Origin of the sequence: Comamonas denitrificans, from assembly GCF_017368815.1 — a bacterium.
GTDB lineage: Bacteria > Pseudomonadota > Gammaproteobacteria > Burkholderiales > Burkholderiaceae_C > Comamonas > Comamonas denitrificans.
Genome location: NZ_JAFNME010000006.1, coordinates 50,856 through 69,096 on the forward strand (window position 1 = coordinate 50,856; position 18,241 = coordinate 69,096).

22 protein-coding genes are annotated in these 18,241 nt (G+C 56.9%); 4 read left to right on the forward strand and 18 right to left on the reverse strand.

Going from position 1 to position 18,241, the window contains the following annotated elements:
• Nucleotides 1-9 precede the first annotated feature (9 nt).
• Entirely contained in the window at nucleotides 10-636 is a 627-nt protein-coding gene (locus J1777_RS04145; RefSeq protein ID WP_207574580.1) for a uracil-DNA glycosylase family protein, read from the forward strand.
• A 73-nt stretch (nucleotides 637-709) separates the two neighbouring features.
• The gene (wrbA, locus tag J1777_RS04150; RefSeq protein WP_207574581.1) at nucleotides 710-1,303 is read left to right on the forward strand and encodes an NAD(P)H:quinone oxidoreductase type IV; all 594 of its coding nucleotides are present in this window, start codon (nucleotides 710-712) and stop codon (nucleotides 1,301-1,303) included.
• 151 nt (nucleotides 1,304-1,454) lie between these two features.
• Here the strand turns inward: wrbA and J1777_RS04155 are convergent, their stop codons facing one another.
• From J1777_RS04155 to J1777_RS04185, 7 genes are all read right to left on the reverse strand, one after another.
• Nucleotides 1,455-2,546, reverse strand: coding sequence for a protein-glutamate methylesterase/protein-glutamine glutaminase (locus J1777_RS04155; protein WP_207574582.1), 1,092 nt, complete (start codon nucleotides 2,544-2,546; stop codon nucleotides 1,455-1,457).
• A 20-nt stretch (nucleotides 2,547-2,566) separates the two neighbouring features.
• Nucleotides 2,567-3,343, reverse strand: a complete 777-nt coding sequence (cheD, locus tag J1777_RS04160) for a chemoreceptor glutamine deamidase CheD (RefSeq protein WP_423220534.1) — start codon at nucleotides 3,341-3,343, stop codon at nucleotides 2,567-2,569.
• 36 nt (nucleotides 3,344-3,379) lie between these two features.
• Nucleotides 3,380-4,264: a CheR family methyltransferase gene (locus J1777_RS04165; protein WP_207574583.1), complete on the reverse strand. Its 885-nt coding sequence runs from the start codon at nucleotides 4,262-4,264 to the stop codon at nucleotides 3,380-3,382.
• Between the two features lie 92 nt (nucleotides 4,265-4,356).
• A complete protein-coding gene (locus J1777_RS04170; RefSeq protein WP_207574584.1) occupies nucleotides 4,357-4,845 on the reverse strand; it encodes a chemotaxis protein CheW in 489 nt (162 codons plus the stop codon).
• 25 nt (nucleotides 4,846-4,870) lie between these two features.
• On the reverse strand, nucleotides 4,871-7,000 hold the full coding sequence (locus J1777_RS04175; protein ID WP_207574585.1) for a chemotaxis protein CheW: 2,130 nt from the start codon (nucleotides 6,998-7,000) through the stop codon (nucleotides 4,871-4,873).
• A 38-nt stretch (nucleotides 7,001-7,038) separates the two neighbouring features.
• Nucleotides 7,039-7,401: a response regulator gene (locus J1777_RS04180; protein ID WP_207574586.1), complete on the reverse strand. Its 363-nt coding sequence runs from the start codon at nucleotides 7,399-7,401 to the stop codon at nucleotides 7,039-7,041.
• A gap of 38 nt (nucleotides 7,402-7,439) precedes the next feature.
• Entirely contained in the window at nucleotides 7,440-7,892 is a 453-nt protein-coding gene (locus tag J1777_RS04185) for a hypothetical protein (protein WP_207574642.1), read from the reverse strand.
• A gap of 115 nt (nucleotides 7,893-8,007) precedes the next feature.
• Here J1777_RS04185 and J1777_RS04190 point away from each other — a divergent pair, with 115 nt between their 5' ends.
• Nucleotides 8,008-9,153 (forward strand): hybrid sensor histidine kinase/response regulator, encoded by a 1,146-nt coding sequence (locus J1777_RS04190; RefSeq protein ID WP_207574587.1) that lies wholly within the window; start codon nucleotides 8,008-8,010, stop codon nucleotides 9,151-9,153.
• Nucleotides 9,131-9,760, forward strand: a complete 630-nt coding sequence (locus tag J1777_RS04195; RefSeq protein ID WP_207574588.1) for a response regulator — start codon at nucleotides 9,131-9,133, stop codon at nucleotides 9,758-9,760. The genes J1777_RS04190 and J1777_RS04195 overlap by 23 nt, the downstream gene beginning before the upstream one ends.
• A 103-nt stretch (nucleotides 9,761-9,863) precedes the next feature.
• Here J1777_RS04195 and fliR read toward each other — a convergent pair whose 3' ends face one another.
• From fliR to J1777_RS04250, 11 genes are all read right to left on the reverse strand, one after another.
• Nucleotides 9,864-10,628 (reverse strand): flagellar biosynthetic protein FliR, encoded by a 765-nt coding sequence (gene fliR / locus J1777_RS04200; RefSeq protein ID WP_207574589.1) that lies wholly within the window; start codon nucleotides 10,626-10,628, stop codon nucleotides 9,864-9,866.
• Between the two features lie 25 nt (nucleotides 10,629-10,653).
• Entirely contained in the window at nucleotides 10,654-10,923 is a 270-nt protein-coding gene (gene fliQ, locus J1777_RS04205) for a flagellar biosynthesis protein FliQ (RefSeq protein WP_207574590.1), read from the reverse strand.
• Between the two features lie 15 nt (nucleotides 10,924-10,938).
• On the reverse strand, nucleotides 10,939-11,676 hold the full coding sequence (fliP, locus tag J1777_RS04210; RefSeq protein WP_207574591.1) for a flagellar type III secretion system pore protein FliP: 738 nt from the start codon (nucleotides 11,674-11,676) through the stop codon (nucleotides 10,939-10,941).
• The gene (locus J1777_RS04215; RefSeq protein ID WP_242700376.1) at nucleotides 11,676-12,035 is read right to left on the reverse strand and encodes a flagellar biosynthetic protein FliO; all 360 of its coding nucleotides are present in this window, start codon (nucleotides 12,033-12,035) and stop codon (nucleotides 11,676-11,678) included. Before J1777_RS04215 ends, fliP begins: the two co-directional genes overlap by 1 nt.
• 10 nt (nucleotides 12,036-12,045) lie before the next feature.
• Complete coding sequence (gene fliN / locus J1777_RS04220; protein WP_207574592.1) at nucleotides 12,046-12,492, reverse strand: flagellar motor switch protein FliN; 447 nt, start codon at nucleotides 12,490-12,492, stop codon at nucleotides 12,046-12,048.
• A complete protein-coding gene (gene fliM / locus J1777_RS04225; RefSeq protein WP_207574593.1) occupies nucleotides 12,492-13,487 on the reverse strand; it encodes a flagellar motor switch protein FliM in 996 nt (331 codons plus the stop codon). The genes fliN and fliM overlap by 1 nt, the downstream gene beginning before the upstream one ends.
• Nucleotides 13,488-13,508: 21 nt before the next feature.
• Entirely contained in the window at nucleotides 13,509-14,084 is a 576-nt protein-coding gene (locus tag J1777_RS04230; protein ID WP_207574594.1) for a flagellar basal body-associated FliL family protein, read from the reverse strand.
• Between the two features lie 163 nt (nucleotides 14,085-14,247).
• Nucleotides 14,248-15,519 carry a flagellar hook-length control protein FliK gene (gene fliK, locus J1777_RS04235; protein ID WP_207574595.1) on the reverse strand — a complete coding sequence of 424 codons (1,272 nt, stop codon included), beginning with the start codon at nucleotides 15,517-15,519 and terminating at the stop codon, nucleotides 14,248-14,250.
• A 3-nt stretch (nucleotides 15,520-15,522) separates the two neighbouring features.
• Entirely contained in the window at nucleotides 15,523-15,987 is a 465-nt protein-coding gene (locus J1777_RS04240) for a flagellar export protein FliJ (protein ID WP_207574596.1), read from the reverse strand.
• A gap of 29 nt (nucleotides 15,988-16,016) precedes the next feature.
• Nucleotides 16,017-17,414, reverse strand: coding sequence for a flagellar protein export ATPase FliI (fliI, locus tag J1777_RS04245; protein WP_207574597.1), 1,398 nt, complete (start codon nucleotides 17,412-17,414; stop codon nucleotides 16,017-16,019).
• The gene (locus J1777_RS04250) at nucleotides 17,407-18,240 is read right to left on the reverse strand and encodes a FliH/SctL family protein (protein ID WP_207574598.1); all 834 of its coding nucleotides are present in this window, start codon (nucleotides 18,238-18,240) and stop codon (nucleotides 17,407-17,409) included. The genes fliI and J1777_RS04250 overlap by 8 nt, the downstream gene beginning before the upstream one ends.
• Nucleotide 18,241: the final 1 nt, after the last annotated feature.

Sequence of the window (18,241 nt, forward strand, 5' to 3'; positions counted from 1 at the left end):
TTGCGCGTTATGGATGCGCACTACGTCACCCCGCCAGAACAAGATTTGGACACCCTGCTGCGCCGCGTACGGGCCTGCACCCTGTGTGCGGCCCATCTGCCATTGGGCCCGCGCCCGGTGGTGCAGGCGGGCAGCAGCGCCCGCATCGTGATCGCCGGGCAAGCGCCCGGACGCAAAGTGCATGCCAGCGGTATCCCGTTTGACGATGCCAGCGGCCAACGTTTGCGTGCCTGGCTGGGTTTGACCCCCGCGCAGTTTTACGCCCCCCACCTGGTCAGCCTGCTCCCCATGGGGTTTTGCTACCCTGGCACGGGCAAATCTGGCGACTTGCCCCCGCGCCCAGAGTGCGCCCCCACCTGGCGAGCACCGCTGCTGGCACGCATGCCCCAGGTGGCACTGACCATCGTCCTGGGGCAGTACGCCCTGGCCTGGCACCTGCCGCACCTGCCGCGCAATATCACCCAAGCCGTGGAGCAACTGCGCGGCAAACAGTTGGCACAACTGCCCAGCACCATCGTCCTGCCGCACCCCAGCCCGCGCAACAACGGTTGGTTAAAACAGCACCCCTGGCTGGAGGCAGAGTTTCTGCCCGTGCTGCGCCAGCGGATCGCCCAGCTCCTGGCCGTTGATGGCTAACCCTAGTGTCCCCTGGGCACCATCTGCAGGAAGATGCGCTATGTCTTTCGATGGCTATTCAAGGAGATGATGTATGCGTGTGCAACTTGCTGTGGTCTATTACTCCACTTACGGCACCAACTACCAAATCGCTAGCATCGCTGCCGAAGCGGGGAAAGCAGCAGGCGCTCAAGTGCGGCTGCTGAAAGTAGCTGAAACCGCGCCCGCCGCTGTGGTCGAAGGGCAAGCCGCCTGGAAAGCCCAAGCCGATGCCATGGCCCACATCCCCACGGCCAGCGCCGCTGACATGGCGTGGGCCAACGCCTACCTGTTCTGCGCCCCCACCCGCTTTGGCGGCATGGCCAGTCAAATGCGGGCGTTTATTGATACCTTGGGGGGTGTATGGGCCCAAGGCGGCTTGGCAAACAAAGCCGTCTCGGCGATGACTTCCGCGCAAAACGCCCACGGCGGGCAGGAATCGACCCTTCTGACCTTTTATTACACTGCGATGCACTGGGGCAGCATCATCGTTGCCCCAGGGTTTACCGACCCGGCCCTCTTTAAAACCGGCGGCAACCCTTATGGGTACAGCCACACCCAAGGGGCCGCATTTACCGAGGAGGTCAAAGCCTCGATCGGTCACCAAACCAAGCGCCTCATCGAGATGGCCGACAAATTAACGGCCTAACCACTCAGCAGGCCTGAGCACGACAAGCCCAATGGCCACCGAGCCCCTGTTATGCAGGGGCCTTTTGGTGCCCCTGGCCATCGCCCCTGCAGGGTGGCCTGCGCAGACAACCAAGTGCCGCCGGCCCAAAGCTGCGAACCAGCAAGCGAAATTAAATCCGGTGGCGCACTTCTCCACCCGCCGAGCGCAGACGGACCAGCAAGGCCTCGCCAATTTTTCCCAAAGGCAATACTTCATCGGCTGCGCCATGGGCGATGGCTTCACGGGGCATGCCAAAGACGATGCAACTGGCCTCATCCTGCACATAGTTGTAGCTGCCCGCATCCTTCATCTCCCGCATGGCCGCAGCACCATCCGCCCCCATGCCGGTGAGCATGATGCCGAACGCATTGCGCCCCACATGCTGGGCAACCGATTTGAACAGCACTTCGACCGAAGGTTTGTGGCGATTGACGGGTGGATCATCATTGACCACCGCCACATAGTTGGCACCACTGCGGCTGATCGCAAACTGCTTGCCACCGGGCGCAATATAGGCGTGCCCAGGCAAGATGCGCTCACCATGCACCGCCTCTTTGACAGTAATTTGGCAAAGGCTGTTTAACCGTGCCGCAAAGCTGGTGGTAAACCCCGGCGGCATGTGCTGAGTAATAATGATAGCGGGTGCATCTGCAGGCATATGGATAAGCACCTCTTTAATGGCCTCAGTGCCGCCAGTTGAAGCGCCAATAGCTATTAATTTTTCGGTGGACAGCCGCCCCAGCAAGGCGGTACTGGACAGCACTGGCGCACTTGCCTGCGTGCCCGCGCTGACTGGTGGACGCACCATGCGATGCACATGGGCTTTTGCCGCAATACGGATTTTTTCGACAATTTCGGTCGCTAGCTGGGTCAAGCCATTGGCCACCCCAATCCGGGGTTTGGCCACAAAATCCACCGCCCCCAACTCCAACGCCCGCATGGTGACTTCCGCTCCACGCTCGGTCAAAGTGGAAATCATCAGCACCGGCATGGGCCGCAAACGCATCAAGCGCCCCAAAAAATCAATGCCATCCATGCGCGGCATTTCAACATCCAGGGTAATGACATCGGGATTGAGCTCACGAATCATTTCACGTGCAATCAAAGGATCGTTGGCCGTGCCGATGCACTCCATATCTGGTTGGCGATTAATGATTTCGGTCAGTAAACTGCGCACCAATGCAGAATCATCCACCACCACTACCCGAATCTTGCTACTCATGCGTTTTTAGCCTTAATTATTCAAAACAAATCCACACTGCCACCGGCACTGCGCTTGGCCAATTGGACTGCGCTGCCGGTTGAGCGTTCGCGCTCAACCAATGCCTCCGGATGGGCGTGGGCTAAACGTTTAACCATGGCTTTCCCGGTTGTGGGAAAGTACACGACTTTGCGGGGATAAATATCTAGCACATCTTCTGAAACGATGGGAATACGCTCCGTTTGCAAATACTGAGTTACAAAATCGGTATTGCGCTCCCCCACATTCATCGTGGTAAAACTTGCCATGACCTGGCCGCCACCAAATATTTTGGCTTGCATATTTTCCCGGCGGGCACCTAGTTTAAACATCTCGTTAATCAAAACCTCCATGGCAAAAGAACCATAACGGCCCGAGGTATCTGCAATATCCCCTTCGGGTAACATGAAATGATTCATGCCGCCAATGTTTAAACTACGATCCCACAAACACGCTGCAATGCATGATCCCAGTACCGTGCAAATCATCATATTTTCAGTGGTGACATAATATTCACCCGGCAATACTTTTACAGCGCCATATTGAAAATGATGATCAAAATAATAAAAAGAAGCTTCTCCAGGCTTATGCTGGCGTTCTCGTAAATTCCCTAAATCCGCCAAAGACAAAGGAGGTCCGCCCGCTGGCGCACGCCGACCAACCCCCGCAATACTTGGTCTCGCAATTTGCGGCATGATGCTGCGCTTGCTTTCCCAGGCACTCCCGCTGCTCCCCGCCTGGGGTGAGGTGCTCCCCTGCCCTGTGTGCATAGGATTCATGGTTTGCCTTTATTTCTCTAGTTATTTTTTAAAAAGTTAAACGCGTTCATAGATTGTTTTTCCCTTTAAGACAAACAAATCTCGCGAATCACTAAAATTTTCCGCATGCCCAACAAACAATGTTCCACCTGGTTTCATGACACGGTGAATTTTTTCAAGCACTTTTCGTTGTGTCGAGGCATCAAAGTAAATCATGACATTGCGACAGAAAACCACATCAAATAAATCTTTAAAAGGCCAATCATCTTTAATTAAATTAACCTGAATAAAGTCAATCATCTTCCGTAGCTCAGGCTTGACGCGTACCATCCCTGCATTGCTATTTTTACCACGCAAGAAAAAATTCTTTAATCGCTCTTGGCTCAGACTTTTTACAGTCTCCATACGATAAACAGCATGGGCCCCAGCACCCAGTACTCTGGAATCAATATCACTGGCAATGAGTTTAAAATTTGCCTGAGCACCCAGGCTTTCAAGGGCTGTCATCACAATAGAATAGGGCTCTTCGCCTGTAGAAGCGGCACTGCACCACACCCTCCAAGGGGTATTGGCAGGCTTGGTTTTTAACAACTGAGCCAGTGCCTCAAAGTGATGATTTTCGCGAAAAAAAGCCGTTAAGTTGGTTGTTAATGCATTAACAAATTGCTGCCACTCATTGGCATCGCCGTGTCGCTCTAACCAATCCAAATAAGCATCAAAACTTTCGTATCCGGTTTCTCGAAGTCGCCGCGATAAACGGCTATACACCATGGCGTGTTTGCCATCGTGCAGGCTGATGCCGGCATGCTTATAAATCAAACTTTGGACACGGGAAAAATCCGCAGAAGTCCAGGCAAACTCGCGCTCTTGCGCAACAGATCCGCTGCCCATTGCGGTTGCTGGCTGCACAGCCAGAGGCGTAGAACGATCAAATTGGCGCATGAACTCCACCTGCTGCTGCAAACTTTTGCAGCACTAACAGTACGAACGACTTCGTAACTCCATCGATAAAAGAATGTATTTTTCTTCCTGTTTTATTCAGTGGGTGCCACCAATCCCATTTCTACACTGGACATGAGTTTTTCAATATCCAGCAAAATTAACATTCTTCCCCCTGTGGATCCCAACCCAAGAATGCAGGAGCTGTCAATGGCACTCTCAATATCTGGTGCAGGACGAATCGCATCGGCGGCCAGCTCCATCACATCACTGACGGAATCCACCACCCCACCCACGATACGATTATGTAAATTAAGAATAATCACCACCGTAAAACTATTGTATTCAACGTTGGCGCAATTTAATTTACGCCGCATATCTACAATAGGCACGATGGTGCCACGCAAATTCACGACACCTCGAATAAAATCAGGTGCATTCGCAATGCGTGTAGGCTCTTCATAGCCACGGATTTCCTGCACCTTCAGGATATCAATGCCATACTCTTCTTCTCCAAGACGAAAAGTAAGGTACTCACGCGTACCAGAATCTTTATTTCCTGTATTTTTAATAAGCGTTGCCATTTCTGATCCCTTGCATTTTCGATATTTATCGAGATTTACGCACCAAACTACTGGTGTCCAAAATAAGGGCAACGGTGCCATCACCTAAAATAGTTGCTCCAGAAATATTTGGAACCTTACGATAATTACTTTCCAGATTTTTCACAACCACTTGGTGCTGCCCCAAGAGCTCATCGACCAACAAGGCCACCCGACTGCCATCCGATTCAATCACAACCATAATATCGCTGGTGGATTTGTCACCCGGTTGGCGCGGTACGGCAAAGACCTTCTCCAATCCGATAACCGGCATATATTCATCGCGCACTTTGACCAGCTGAGAGCCTTGGGTGACCGTGCTGACATCGGCGGAATTGACTTGGAAGGATTCGACCACCGAGGACAGCGGCAAGATATATACCTCCTTGCCCACGCCCACCGACATGCCATCCATGATGGCCAGGGTCAGTGGCAAGCGGATCGAGACGCGCATGCCCACCCCTTCGACGGAATCAATTTCCACCGAACCATTCAAGGCAGCGATGTTTTTGCGCACCACGTCCATGCCAACACCGCGTCCGGAAACGTCCGTCACCTGCTCGGCAGTTGAAAAGCCTGGGGCAAAAATCAGCATCCAGACCTCGTTATCGGTCATCGTGTCCGGGGCATCAATACCGCGCTCTCGGGCCTTGCGGATGAGTTTTTCGCGGTTCATGCCACGGCCATCGTCGCGCACCTCAATCACAATGGAGCCGCCTTGGTGGGCGGCAGACAGTGTCAAAGTGCCTTGTTCGCTCTTGCCGGCTTTGATTCGGTCCTCTGGCATCTCAATGCCGTGGTCCAAGCTGTTGCGCACCAAATGGGTCAGCGGGTCGGTGATTTTTTCAACCAAACCTTTGTCCAGCTCGGTGGCTTCACCTTGGGTGACCAAGTTGATTTTTTTGCCTAATTTATTCGCCAGGTCCCGCAGCATGCGCGGGAAGCGGCTAAATACCGTGGACATCGGAATCATCCGAATCGACATCACCGCTTCTTGCAAATCACGGGTGTTGCGATCCAAATCAGCTAAACCAGAGAGCAATTGCTGATTGGCTGTGGGATCAAGGGTTTGGCTGTTTTGTGCCAGCATGGCCTGAATAATGACCAGCTCACCAGCCAAATTGATCAACTGATCAACTTTTTTCACATCCACCCGGATGCTGGTCGATTCCATCTGCGCCATATTGGCCCGCACAGCCGCTTTGGGGGCTTCGGTTTTTACGGCATCCGTCTCAGCAGCGGAGGGCATGGCGACCGCAGTGTCGGGGATGCCCGGTGCGCCATCGAACAAGCCATAAGGCTGAATGTGATCGACATCGGCCTCCATTAAGGCTGCATCGGGATCGGCCAAGCCCATGGCCATCGGGGCCGTTGCAGATGGCACAGCGCCCACCTGGTCGGTGATGTGGACTTGTTCTTTGCTGACATGAAAGACCATCAAGTCGAGCAAATCGTCGTTGGTGGCTTGTGTTTTTACTTGAAACAGGCGGTGCTGGGGCTGATCACACGCCAGGTCTTCGATGCTTCCCAGGCCTGGAATATCGCGAAACAGTTCTTTGATGGCATCGACCGCCTCCAAATTTTCGACGGGGCCGATTTTCAGCTGCAGCAAGCGCTCGCCATTGGTCAGGGCTGGTGCCGCTGTGGCCACCTTGATTGGGGCTGGAGCCTGCGGCGCTGGTGCCGCCACTGCTGCCGTGGCGGGGGCTGCATTGGGGCGGTTGCCTGCGGCCAAATCCACAATGCGCCGCACCAAATCCCCGGTGGGCACGGCTTCGCCGGCCCCACCAGCTTGGTGGCGGGCCAACAAGCTGCGCGAGGCATCGGCCGATTCAAGCAGGGCATCGACCATTTCTGGAATCGGAGTGATTTCATGGCGGCGCAGTCGGTCGAGGAGCGATTCCATCTTGTGGGTTAATTCAGCCACATCGGTGAAGCCAAAGGTGGCCGAGCCCCCTTTAATCGAGTGGGCACAGCGGAAGATGCCGTTGAGCTCTTCATCGTTGGCTTGCGTTAAATCCAAATTGAGCAGCATTTGCTCCATCTGGTCTAGATTTTCGGCTGCCTCTTCAAAAAAGACCTGGTAAAACTGGGTCAGGTCAAAATCGCTATCCGCACTGCCGTGGGTATCTGCCATCTTCAAACTCCTTAACTGCTGCAGTTCTTAGGCAGCGCTTAGCGAATAACTTTTTGAATCACTTCAATTAAGCGATTGGGGTCAAAGGGTTTTACCAGCCACCCCGTGGCACCTGCTGCACGGCCAGCTTGCTTCATTTGATCGCTCGATTCGGTGGTCAAAATCAGAATCGGCACTTGCTTAAAGCGCGGGTCTTCGCGCAGTTTTTTGGTCAGCCCAATGCCATCGAGCCGGGGCATATTCTGGTCGGCCAAAACCAGAGCGAAGGGGTGTGCTTGGGCCTTTTCCAAGGCATCTACGCCATCGACCGCTTCGATCACTTTGTAACCTGCGCCGGTTAAAGTGAACGACACCATTTTTCGCATGGATGGCGAGTCATCGACAGTAAGAATTGCGTGCATGTACAAACTCCAGCAGAGGGTGTTGTTTATCTAAAAAATTAAAACAGTTCGATGGAGCCTACGTCCATCTCGCTTTGGGTGACGGGGTTGGGACGCTCAGGAACAATGGGCTCAATCGGTGCCTCTAGCTCATCTTCATCCCGTTCCATGGTTTCTGCCGACAGACGAAAGGCACAGCCTTGCAGGACCTGCGAGGTGTGCCAAATGAGCTGGGTGGCCATGTCGTGAAATTGCAACTCCGTCACCGCACTGCGCAGGGCCGTGCGTGCCGCTTCAAGTTCAGCGGTATTGGAGCCAAGCTCTACGCCGTCGTTAAGCAGGCCGTTGGCCTCGGAAAACCGCGCCATCAAGTTGCTTGTGGCATGGTCTAAAAGACCGACCAAGCGCTGTAAATCACGCATAACGACCAACAAGGAATCTTGCAATTCGGCCGCCACCATGACCGGCACCTGAACCACAGGCTCAGTGGGTGGCGTTTGTGTTTCCTGCATGACTTCTCCGTGGTTAGGGATCATGGTTGCCGATCCTTCTTCTTTCATCTAGGCAGCACAATAGTGTGTTCCATTTAGCAATTTAGTTTTGTCCAACTATTTCAAAATGTCTCTAATGATAGCGTCCCCGCCGTCGAATTCTTCTACGTCCTGCACATTGCAGTTGTTGCACTTGGAGGACTGCGTGGCCGATCACAAGCTGCTGCGGCATTGTCTGCGCCAAGCGGGGATAGTCTGCAACATCCACTGGACGGACAATCTGCAGGATTTCACTACTGAGGTTAGTACCAAGGTATTCGATGCTGTGATTGCCGATTACTACCTGCCTGGCTTTACGGCCCTGGATGCATGGCAGGCCCTGCAGCAGCAGGCCCAGGCACGGGACACCCCATTTATCTTGCTCTCGGGGGCCATTGGTGAGACGGCGGCGGTGGAGGCGATCCAGCAAGGGCTGGCAGACTATGTTTTGAAAGATGCCATCGTGCGCCTGCCCCACGTCTTGGCCCGCGCCCTGGAGATGGCCGAAACGCGCCGGGCCAAAGCCCAGGCACTGCAAGATTTAGAAGCATCTCGCGCACAGTTGGCCGCATTAACAGAGCATTTACAGTCATCTATTGAGCAAGAGCGTGCGGGTATTGCTCGTGAAATTCATGACGACATTGGCGGTGCCCTCACGGCTGTGAAGTTTGATGTGTCGTGGATGGTGCGCAATGCGCACAACGCCGCCGGGGTGGCCGAGCATGGCCAGGCGGCCCTGGAGATGCTGCAGCACGCCCTGGGAGCCAGCCAGCGCATCATGATGAATCTGCGTCCCCCCGTGCTGGACCAGGGGTTGGTAGCGGCGGTGCACTGGCTGACGCAAAATTTTTCCCAGCGCACACAACTGCCAGTGCGCTGGGTGTGCCAAAACCCGCAGATGCAGGTGCCCGCAGCGCTGCAAGTGGTGGCCTACCGCACGGCGCAAGAGGCGCTGACCAATATCAGCAAACACGCCCAAGCCACCAAGGTGAGCGTGGAGCTGGCGTGCGATGCCGACTTCCTCACCCTGGAGGTGCGTGACGATGGCTGTGGCATAAGTGCAACAGCCCGAGAAAAATCGAAAGCCTTTGGCCTGCGCGGTTTGGCAGAGCGGGCGCGCACTGTGGGCGGCTGGCTGGACATCAGCAGCCAGCCCGGAGCGGGAACCAGCATCATCGTTTCGCTACCATTGGCCGGTTCAGACTGCCAAGGAGATGAGCTTGATCCACGTTGTACTGTGTGACGACCACGCTGTGCTGCGCCGCGGCATTTGCGATACGCTGGCCGAGGCGGTCGATATTCGCGTGACCGGTGAGGCGGGCAACTACACCGAGCTGCGCGAGCTGTTGCGCAGCGCCCCGTGCCAAGTGCTGCTGCTGGATATTGACATGCCGGGGCGCAATGGCCTGGAGGTGCTGGCCAGCGTGCGCGAAAGCCACCCGCACATTCGGGTGCTGATGGTCTCGATGTACCCCGAGGACCAATACGCCCTGCGCTGCATCAAAGCGGGGGCTGAGGGCTATGCCAACAAATCGGGCGATCCCCTGGCACTGGTCGAAGCCGTGCGCACCGTGGCCAGCGGGCGCAAATACCTCACGCAGGAGGTGGCGCAAATGCTGGCCCAGAGCCTGGCGCACCCCATCGACCAAGCGCCCCACGCCAGCTTGTCTGAGCGTGAAATGCAGACATTGCAAAAAATCGCCACCGGCAAACGACTGACAGATATTGCACAAGAGCTGATGCTTAGCCCCAAAACGGTTAGCGTTTACCGGGCCCGGGTGCTAGAAAAACTGCAGCTGACGAACAATGCTGAGCTGACGGTGTACGCCATCCGCAACAATCTGGTGTAAGCCCAGAAATATCAATAATCAGAGCATTGACCGCTTGTTGTTATTTATTTTTAGGCTGTTTTAATTAATTTTTGTTTTAAACAGTGCGCTAAGCGCTCTTTATTTATACACCAAACACCGCAAACACCTGCTCCAGCAGGCGAAAAAATGGCTGCTCCATGACGGGCAACGTCGCGGTAATGCCGATCATGCCCAGCGTTAAAGTGATGGGAAAACCCACCGCAAAAATATTCATTTGCGGCGCAATACGGGTGATCACCCCCATGGTCAAGTTCACAAACAGCAGCAGCGCCATCATGGGCAAGGCCAGCCACAAGGCACTGGAAAACAAGGCGCTGCCCAGTTCATGCAAGCGCATTTGGGCGACGGCATCGAGAAAGTGCCCATCCACCGGAAAGGCTTCAAAGCTTTTGATCACGGCCAGCAAGACAAAAATATGGCCATTCACCACAATAAAAAACAAGGTGAAGGTTTGCACTAAAAAGCGCGAGACGGCACTTAATTGCCCCCCGCTGACGGGATCGAAAAAGGACGCAAAATTCAGCCCCATTTGCAGCCCAATGGCCTCGCCCGCCATTTCCAGGGAGGCAATGATCAGCCGCGCGGCAAAACCGACTGACAGGCCAATGCCCACTTGCTGAATGGCCACCACCACCGCCCGTGGGTCATTGACGGCAATCACGGGCTGGTTGGCCAACGTGGCCTGGGCCCCCAGGGCAATCACCAAGGCCATGCCCACCTTGTAGCGCATCGGGATGGCCCGCTGTGAAAACACGGGAGCTACCGAGAACAAAGCCAAGATGCGCAAAAACGGCCAAATGACGGGCGAGAGCCACGCCATAATTTGCGCTTCGGAAAATCCAATCACGGGCAGCTGCCTGGCACGCTGGCGGTTAGCCCAGCGCCGTGGGGATGTTTTCAAACGTGCGTCGAATGAAATCAACAATGGTGCTGATCATCCACGGCCCGGCCACCGCAAACACGACCACCGCCGCCACCATCTTGGGCACAAACGACAGGGTGCTTTCGTTGATCTGGGTGACGGCCTGGAAAATACTCACCACCAGCCCCACCACCATCACCGTCAAAAGCACCGGCAGCGAAACCGTCAGCAGTAGCAACAGCGCTTCTTGGGCAAAGGTTAAAACGGCTTGTGCATTCATGGCAGCACTCCTTGGCTAGGTGGCAAAACTGGCTGCCAGCGACCCGACCAGCAAATTCCAGCCATCGGCCAGCACAAACAGCATGAGCTTGAAGGGCAGCGCCACCAGCACCGGTGAGAGCATCATCATCCCCAAGGACATCAGCACCGAGGAGACCACCATGTCGATGACCAAAAACGGGATAAAAATCATGAAGCCGATTTGAAAAGCCGTTTTCAACTCACTGATCACAAACGATGGCACGACCACGCGAAACGGGGCTTCTTCAATTTGCGTGCCTTCGGGCAGCTTGGCCAAGCGGGCAAACAAAGCGTAATCGGACTGGCGCGTTTGGCGGATCATGAAGGCCCGCATGGGTGCCTCGGCCCGGGGCAATGCCTGCTCAAAAGTCAGGCTGCCTTCGCTGTAGGGCTTGTACGCCTCGGCATACACCCGGTCCAGCGTCGGCCCCATGACAAACAAAGTCAGGAACAACGACAGGCCAATCACCACCTGGTTGGGGGGCGACGATTGGGTTCCCAGCGCCTGGCGCATCAGGCTCAACACAATCACGATGCGGGTGAACCCCGTCATCATCAACAACACGGCCGGCAAAAACGACAGCGCGGTAAAAAACAGCAGCGTTTGAATCGGAACAGAAAAGCTGTTGTTGGGCCCACTGCCCACCATCAAGGGCAGGCTTGGGGCCTCTTGGGCACCGACCAGTGCAGGCAGCAAGCTGGCGGCCAGCAGTAAAAGCCTGGCTCCACGCATCACGAATCCTTGCCCTGCTCGGCCACCAGGGTTTGCGCAAAATGAGTAGCACTCTGCGCTGATGGGGTAATGGTTTCAGGCGTTAAAGAGGCCGATTGCGCTGACTCTCCCAGGACGTGCAGACACTGAATATTGTGCGCCGTCACCCCCAGAACCAAACACGTCGTCTGCTCATTGCGCTGTACTTGCACCGTCACAATGCGCTGCCCCGGCCCCACGGCCAGGGCCCCCAGCACCTGAATCTGGGCCTGCACCACCCCGCGCGCCATCTGGTTGCGCTGCTGCCAGCGGCGCAGCCCCCACGGCAAAGCGGCCATGGCGACCACCATGGCCGCTAAAGCCAAAAGAGAGGTGCTCAAACTGCTGGCATCAGCCACGGCTGACGCGCCGCAGGCGCTCCGAGGGGGTGACCACGTCGGTCAGGCGGATACCGAATTTGTCGTTCACCACCACCACTTCCCCCTGGGCAATGAGGTAGCCATTGACCAGCACATCCATGGGCTCGCCGGCCAAAGCGTCCAGCTCCACCACCGAGCCTTGGGCCAGTTGCAAGATGTATTTGATTGGCACTTTCGTGCGTCCCAGCTCGACGGACAACTGCACTGGAATGTCCAGCACCATGTTGATATCGTTTACCGGCACTTCTGTGCCAGTGGGCGCATAGGCGCTGCTGGGTTTGCCGGTTAAAGGACCGCCTTGCTCGCTGTCCAACGGTGCGGGGGTGCCATCGACCTGTTTTTGCTCTTCCAGGGCTTCGGCCCAATCCGAAAATGGATCATCGCCACCTGGTGCTTCGTTATTCTGGTCTATCGCCATTATTTCTCTCCGGTCCAATTGGACTCAACACTGCGCAAGCACTGCTCAATGCGAATTGCGTATTTGTTATTGTGCGTGCCATATTGGCATTCGAACACAGGAACCCCGCCAATCGAGGCGCGAATGCGCGGCTCCCGCACTAACTCAATAAAGTCACCCGGTTTCATCGCCAAGAGTTGCTCCACCGATGCGTCGGTGCGGGCCAGCTCAGCCACCAAGGTCACCTCCGCCGACTGAATTTCGCGGGTCAGTACCTTCACCCAGCGACGATCGACCTCCATCGAGTCGCCCTGGGTGGAGGAATACAAAATATCGCGAATCGGCTCCATCGTGGCATAGGGCATGCAAATATGGATTGCGCCCGAGACATCGCCAATTTCCAGCTGAAACGAGGTGGACACCACAATCTCGCTGGGCGTGGCAATGTTGGCAAACTGCGGCTGCATTTCCGAGCGCTGGTAGGCCAGTTCTAATGGGTAAATACCATTCCAGGCCTTTTTGTATTCCTCGCTGATGACATCGACCAGGCGGTTGATCACGCGCTGCTCAGTCGCAGAAAAATCACGCCCCTCAATCCGGGTTTGCAAACGGCCAGCGCCACCGTACAAGGTGTCAATAATGCCAAACACCAGCGACGGATCGCACACCACCAAGCCGTTACCGCGCAGAGGTCGAATGCCAACAATATTAAAGTTGGTCGGCACCGCCAAACGCCGCAAAAAGGCGCTGTAGCGTTGCACGCTGACGTTGCCCACCGATACCTCGGGGCTGCGCCGAATAAAGTTAAACAGGCCGATGCGGAAGTTGCGGGCAAAACGCTCATTGACGATTTCCATCGTCGGCATCCGACCGCGCACAATGCGCTCTTGGCTGGAAATGTCGTAATTGCGAAACGCACCTTCTTCCGCCTCGGCAACATCGGTTTTTTGGCTCTCGCCCGTCACCCCTTCCAAGAGGGCATCGACTTCTTCTTGCGACAGGAAAGAATCACTCATGGCAACCACTCCAGTCTTAAATTACTGGATGATGAAGCTGGAAAACAGCACGCGGCGCACCGGCTCAGCCGGTTTGCGGCGTGGCGCATCGTCTTCAAAACCGTCTTCATCATCCTGCACACGGCTGCGCCTGGTCTCGCCCGTCAGCGGGCGGGCGACCTCTTTGCGGATGGCAAGCGCGAGCTGCTCTTTGCCTTCGCGGCCCAGCAAGTCTTCCGCAGTGTGCTGCGACACCAGGCGCAAAATCGCATCGCGAATGCTGGGCATGTATTGTTTGACCTGTTCCGCCACTTTTTCATCGCGCAATTCCAGGGTGATGCCCAACTGAATAAAGCGATCGCCCCCTGGATCGGACAAATTGACCACCAAGTTTTCCAAGGGCAAAAAGGTAGGAACCACCACCACGGCCGCTTTGGCATCCTCGTCGGCTTCATTCTTGCGTTGATTCAGAACCAAAAAAGCCCCTGCCGCTGCAACCAGCAGCACCACAACGGCAAGGATGATGATGACTAACTTTTTCTTACTTTTTACCGGTGGTTGATCACCGGTTGCTGCTCCAGAGGCGGCCACGTTGGTTCCTTCTTGAAACCGATCCATTCCTCTCAAGGAACACGATCGGTGTTTTACCCATAAGGGGCGGATTCTCTCTATTTACTACCAAGGTGACAAATCATAGCCAAATTAGTCCAAAGCTCTGCACGGAATAAGCACCTAAAACAGAAATGATTTTCCGCCATCGGCCGTGCGCAGCAGCGATTGTCTACACATAAACGTTGAGCTGCCCTGGCCCGCTGGGCTGGCCGGTATTGGCGTTTTCAGCTGCCACGGCCACCGCAGACGCTGCCACTTGTACGCGGCCTTGGTGTGCCTGGCCTTCGTAAGAGGCGGCATTGTGCGACTGCCCCGGCTGGGCCTCTGGCTGAACCTGGGCACCGGCCAAGGCCAGCCCCTGCTGGGCCAGCAAATCGCCCAATTGCGCCAAGCCAGCATCCAGTTGGGTGCGCACTTCGGCCTCGTCGCTGCGAAACACTACATGCGCTTGATTGCCCCGCATCTGCACTTGCACGCGCAAAGGCTTGCCGTCGCGCTGCACTACCACTTCGCCGCGCTGCTGATCACCTTGCAGCCAAAAGCGCAAATTCTCTTGTGCCTGCGGTTCTGGGGCCGGGTTGTTTTGGGCATTTTGACTGGCGGTGCTGGCTTGGACGGCTTGCTCGGTCAGGCGCTGCCCAGTTCCTCCCCCGCTCAGCAGGGCTTCCAGCCCCACGGTATTTTTTGACCCATTGGCTGATTCAGAATTTTTCCCGGCCACGCCACCACCACCGGCGCTGCCCAGCCATTGGGTGGCCCATTGGCCCATGTGCCCCAATAGGGCTGCCGCTGGCGCGGCGGCGCTGGGGCTGACCAATTGCCATACTCCTGTTTGCAACAGCAATTTGCCCGCGCTGGTATCGACTTCGGGCTCGGCCTGGGCAGTGCCCAGCAGGCTTTGGGCATCTTCGGCCGCAGCCTCCATCTGCCCCTGCTGCGCATCAACAACAAGCGCCTGCCCGGCAGCAAGAGGGTTGGTGCCAGCCGACTGAACGCCCAAAGCCACGGCCGGGGTTTCGCCGCTTGCCAGCGCTTTGGCCATAGCGGACTGCGCAGGCAGCAATGCCGAGGGCAACGGGGTGCTGCTGCCCTCGCGCTGCAGCCGATCGGCCTGGGTATCCAAACGCAAGGTTTGCCCCACCAAGGTTTGCAGATGCTCCAAACCCAGTACGGCACCGGGGAGCAGCCCTGCAGCTTCGGCGTTCAGCGCCTCCGAATCTAGTGCGGATTCTTTAGCCCCTGGGGTTGCGGCGGCCAGCTGGGCTAAGGCGGCCAGCGCACTGTGGGCCTCTGCCTGGGGGTCGTCTGCCAGGCCTTGGAGCAGCTGCCCAAAGGGCAGGGTGGCCAAGTCATGGTCGGCCTCTTTTTTTGCGGCCCCGCTGGCCCCTGGTTTGGCCAGGCCGGGCGGCGGGGCAATCGATGCCGAAGTGGTCACTGCCATGGCTTAAGCCTCCTGAAACTGCATGCCGAAGGTACGGCCAATAAACTGTAGCGCTGCACGCTCATCTGTCTGCTTTTGTTCGCGTCTTTGTTGTGCTAATGCCATGTCCTTGCGCCGCATCTGCACTACTTTTTGCAAACTGGTGAGGCGCAGCTCGGTATTCATCAGGGCTTGTTGGGCCGCCTGCAGGCGCAGCTCTTGGTCGCGCAGCACTTTGGTTTGCAGCTCAATGGCGTGCTGCAGACGCTGCATAAATTGGTGGTGGTGGTACATCACCTCGGGTTTGAGCTGGGCCCCCTCGTGGGCCCCCCAGCGCTGCTGCATTTCGGCTTGGTAGGACTGCAGCTGCTGCATTTGCTCCTGGGCGGCAGCCAGAGATTGCTGGCGCTGGCGCAACAGCTGGCGGGCTTCGTCACGCTTGCGCGTAGCCAACTCAATGGCCACCATCAAGGCATTCAATGCAGACATAACCACCCCTTTCCTTGGTTTTCTTTGTGTTAAGCAGCCGTACCCAGGACGGCCTGCATGTCTGCCACGCTTTGCTCCATGGGCGCAGCTTCAAACATGGTCTGTTGGAGAAATTTGCTCATATTTGGTTGCAAGCGAATGGCTTCGTCTACTTGCGGATCCGAGCCATTCACATACGCCCCTACTTGTATCAAATCTTTGCTTTTCTGATAGCACGAATAGACGGCCCTAAAGCGCCTAGCTAACTCAAAATGCTCACGTGAGACCACGTTGTGCATCACCCGCGAGGCCGATTGCTCAATGTCAATCGCCGGGTAATGCCCCTGCTCGGCCAGGGCGCGCGAGAGCACAAAGTGCCCGTCCAAAATCGCCCGCGAAGCATCGGCAATTGGGTCTTGCTGGTCGTCGCCCTCCGACAGCACGGTATAGAACGCCGTGATGGAGCCCACGCCATTCAAGCCATTGCCGCTGCGCTCGACCAGCGCGGGCAGCTTGGCAAAGCACGATGGGGGATAGCCTTTGGTGGCCGGTGGCTCGCCAATGGCCAGGGCAATTTCGCGCTGGGCCTGGGCATAGCGGGTGAGCGAATCCATGAGCAGTAGCACGTGCTTGCCTTGGTCGCGGAAGTACTCGGCAATTGCCGTGGCATAGCTGGCCCCTTGCATGCGCAGCAGCGGTGGGGCATCCGCAGGGGCGGCGACGACCACCGCGCGGCTGCGGTCTTGGGCGCCGAGGATGTCCTCCACAAACTCTTTGACCTCGCGGCCGCGTTCGCCAATCAGGCCAACGACGATGATGTCGGCCTGGGTGTAGCGGGCCATCATGCCCAGCAGCACCGATTTGCCCACCCCAGAACCGGCAAACAAGCCCAGCCGCTGGCCGCGCCCCACGGTGAGCAGGCTGTTGATGGCGCGCACGCCGGTATCCAGGCTTTCGCGCACCGGGGCGCGTTCCATGGCATTGAGCGGCTCGCGCTCCAGCTCCATGGCTTGCACATTCTGTAAATCACCGCCATGGTCCAGGGCGATGCCTTGGGAATCGACCACCCGGCCCAGCAAACCATCGCCAATCGGTAAACGCAGCACACCGGTGGCCATGTCCGGCACCTGGGTGTCGCCCAATTGGAGCGGGGGAATAAACGGCGGTGCCGCCGTCACCGTTGCGCCACACGACAGGCCTTGGATATCGCCCGCAGGCATTAAAAATGCCCGATCGCCCGCAAAACCAACCACTTCCGCCAACACCGGCTCTTGCCCTGGCATTTGCAAATGGCATTGCGCCCCGACCGGTGCGCGCAGGCCTGAGGATTCCAGCACTAGGCCGGTCAGCCGCGTCAAGGTGCCGTGGTGGGGCAGCGGCAAAGGCTGCTTCAGCCGCGCACTGCCTTGCTGCAGCATGGCTTGCAGCTGCTGGGCCAATTCAGCCATGGGGGGCCCCCTCGTACCAGGTAGAGACCAGGCCCAGGGCCGCCACGGCCCGCTGCCAACGTTTTTCCAGGCTGCCATCGACCTGGGCCCCTTGGCTTTCCACCAAGCAGCCGCCCAGGGGCACGCTGGCATCTTGCAGCCATTCAACTTTTGGATTGGGCATGGCGGCGCGAATATGCGGCTCCAGCACCTGCCAGTCCTGCGGGTGCAGGCGCACGGTGGCGGGCTTGGTTTCTGCGCCCAACATGTCCAAGGCTTCGCGTAGCACGGGCATCAAGGCTTGGGGGTTGGTGCGCAATTCCTGGCGCACCACTTGGCGGGCAATGTCGCACGCCAGTTGCAGCAAATCGGGTGCGACCTGCTGCTGCAAGCCCTGAATGCCGTTTTGCGCTTGATGGACAATTTCGCTCAGGCGCTGGCCTTGCTCACGCCCTTGGTTGTTTTGGTAGTCCTGCATGCGCTGCTGCCACTCTTGGCCTGCTTGTTGCAGGCCTTGCTCCAAGCCTTGTGCAAAGCCTTCTTGGCGTGCTTGCTCCAGCAACTGCTGCAAAGCCTCTTCATCTAGCGCCGGTGCGGCAGGCTCGGCCTCTTCGGGCGCGGCAGCATCGTCGGCTTCGGGCAAATATGCCGCATCCTCCAGCGCGCTCTCTGCCGGTGCCTCTTGCATCAACGGCTGCAGGCCAGCGCCACTGTCCAGGGGCGGCAGCACACTGCCCCCTGGGGTGCCCAGGCCAACATCGCCAAAGCGCCATAAGCGCACCTGCCGATCTTGCAGCTCTTCGCTGGGGATGAACCGTGTTTTTGAATGGTTGGTCGTGTTTGCCATG

Coding starts and splice junctions, on each gene's coding strand:
- J1777_RS04145 (WP_207574580.1), top strand. CDS start 10: ATGGATGCGCACTACGTCACCCCGCCAGAACAAGATTTGGACACCCTG.
- wrbA (WP_207574581.1), top strand. CDS start 710: ATGCGTGTGCAACTTGCTGTGGTCTATTACTCCACTTACGGCACCAAC.
- J1777_RS04155 (WP_207574582.1), bottom strand. CDS start 2,546: ATGAGTAGCAAGATTCGGGTAGTGGTGGTGGATGATTCTGCATTGGTG.
- cheD (WP_423220534.1), bottom strand. CDS start 3,343: ATGAATCCTATGCACACAGGGCAGGGGAGCACCTCACCCCAGGCGGGG.
- J1777_RS04165 (WP_207574583.1), bottom strand. CDS start 4,264: ATGCGCCAATTTGATCGTTCTACGCCTCTGGCTGTGCAGCCAGCAACC.
- J1777_RS04170 (WP_207574584.1), bottom strand. CDS start 4,845: ATGGCAACGCTTATTAAAAATACAGGAAATAAAGATTCTGGTACGCGT.
- J1777_RS04175 (WP_207574585.1), bottom strand. CDS start 7,000: ATGGCAGATACCCACGGCAGTGCGGATAGCGATTTTGACCTGACCCAG.
- J1777_RS04180 (WP_207574586.1), bottom strand. CDS start 7,401: ATGCACGCAATTCTTACTGTCGATGACTCGCCATCCATGCGAAAAATG.
- J1777_RS04185 (WP_207574642.1), bottom strand. CDS start 7,892: ATGCAGGAAACACAAACGCCACCCACTGAGCCTGTGGTTCAGGTGCCG.
- J1777_RS04190 (WP_207574587.1), top strand. CDS start 8,008: ATGATAGCGTCCCCGCCGTCGAATTCTTCTACGTCCTGCACATTGCAG.
- fliQ (WP_207574590.1), bottom strand. CDS start 10,923: ATGAATGCACAAGCCGTTTTAACCTTTGCCCAAGAAGCGCTGTTGCTA.
- fliP (WP_207574591.1), bottom strand. CDS start 11,676: ATGCGTGGAGCCAGGCTTTTACTGCTGGCCGCCAGCTTGCTGCCTGCA.
- fliN (WP_207574592.1), bottom strand. CDS start 12,492: ATGGCGATAGACCAGAATAACGAAGCACCAGGTGGCGATGATCCATTT.
- fliM (WP_207574593.1), bottom strand. CDS start 13,487: ATGAGTGATTCTTTCCTGTCGCAAGAAGAAGTCGATGCCCTCTTGGAA.
- J1777_RS04230 (WP_207574594.1), bottom strand. CDS start 14,084: ATGGATCGGTTTCAAGAAGGAACCAACGTGGCCGCCTCTGGAGCAGCA.
- fliK (WP_207574595.1), bottom strand. CDS start 15,519: ATGGCAGTGACCACTTCGGCATCGATTGCCCCGCCGCCCGGCCTGGCC.
- J1777_RS04240 (WP_207574596.1), bottom strand. CDS start 15,987: ATGTCTGCATTGAATGCCTTGATGGTGGCCATTGAGTTGGCTACGCGC.
- fliI (WP_207574597.1), bottom strand. CDS start 17,414: ATGGCTGAATTGGCCCAGCAGCTGCAAGCCATGCTGCAGCAAGGCAGT.
- J1777_RS04250 (WP_207574598.1), bottom strand. CDS start 18,240: ATGGCAAACACGACCAACCATTCAAAAACACGGTTCATCCCCAGCGAA.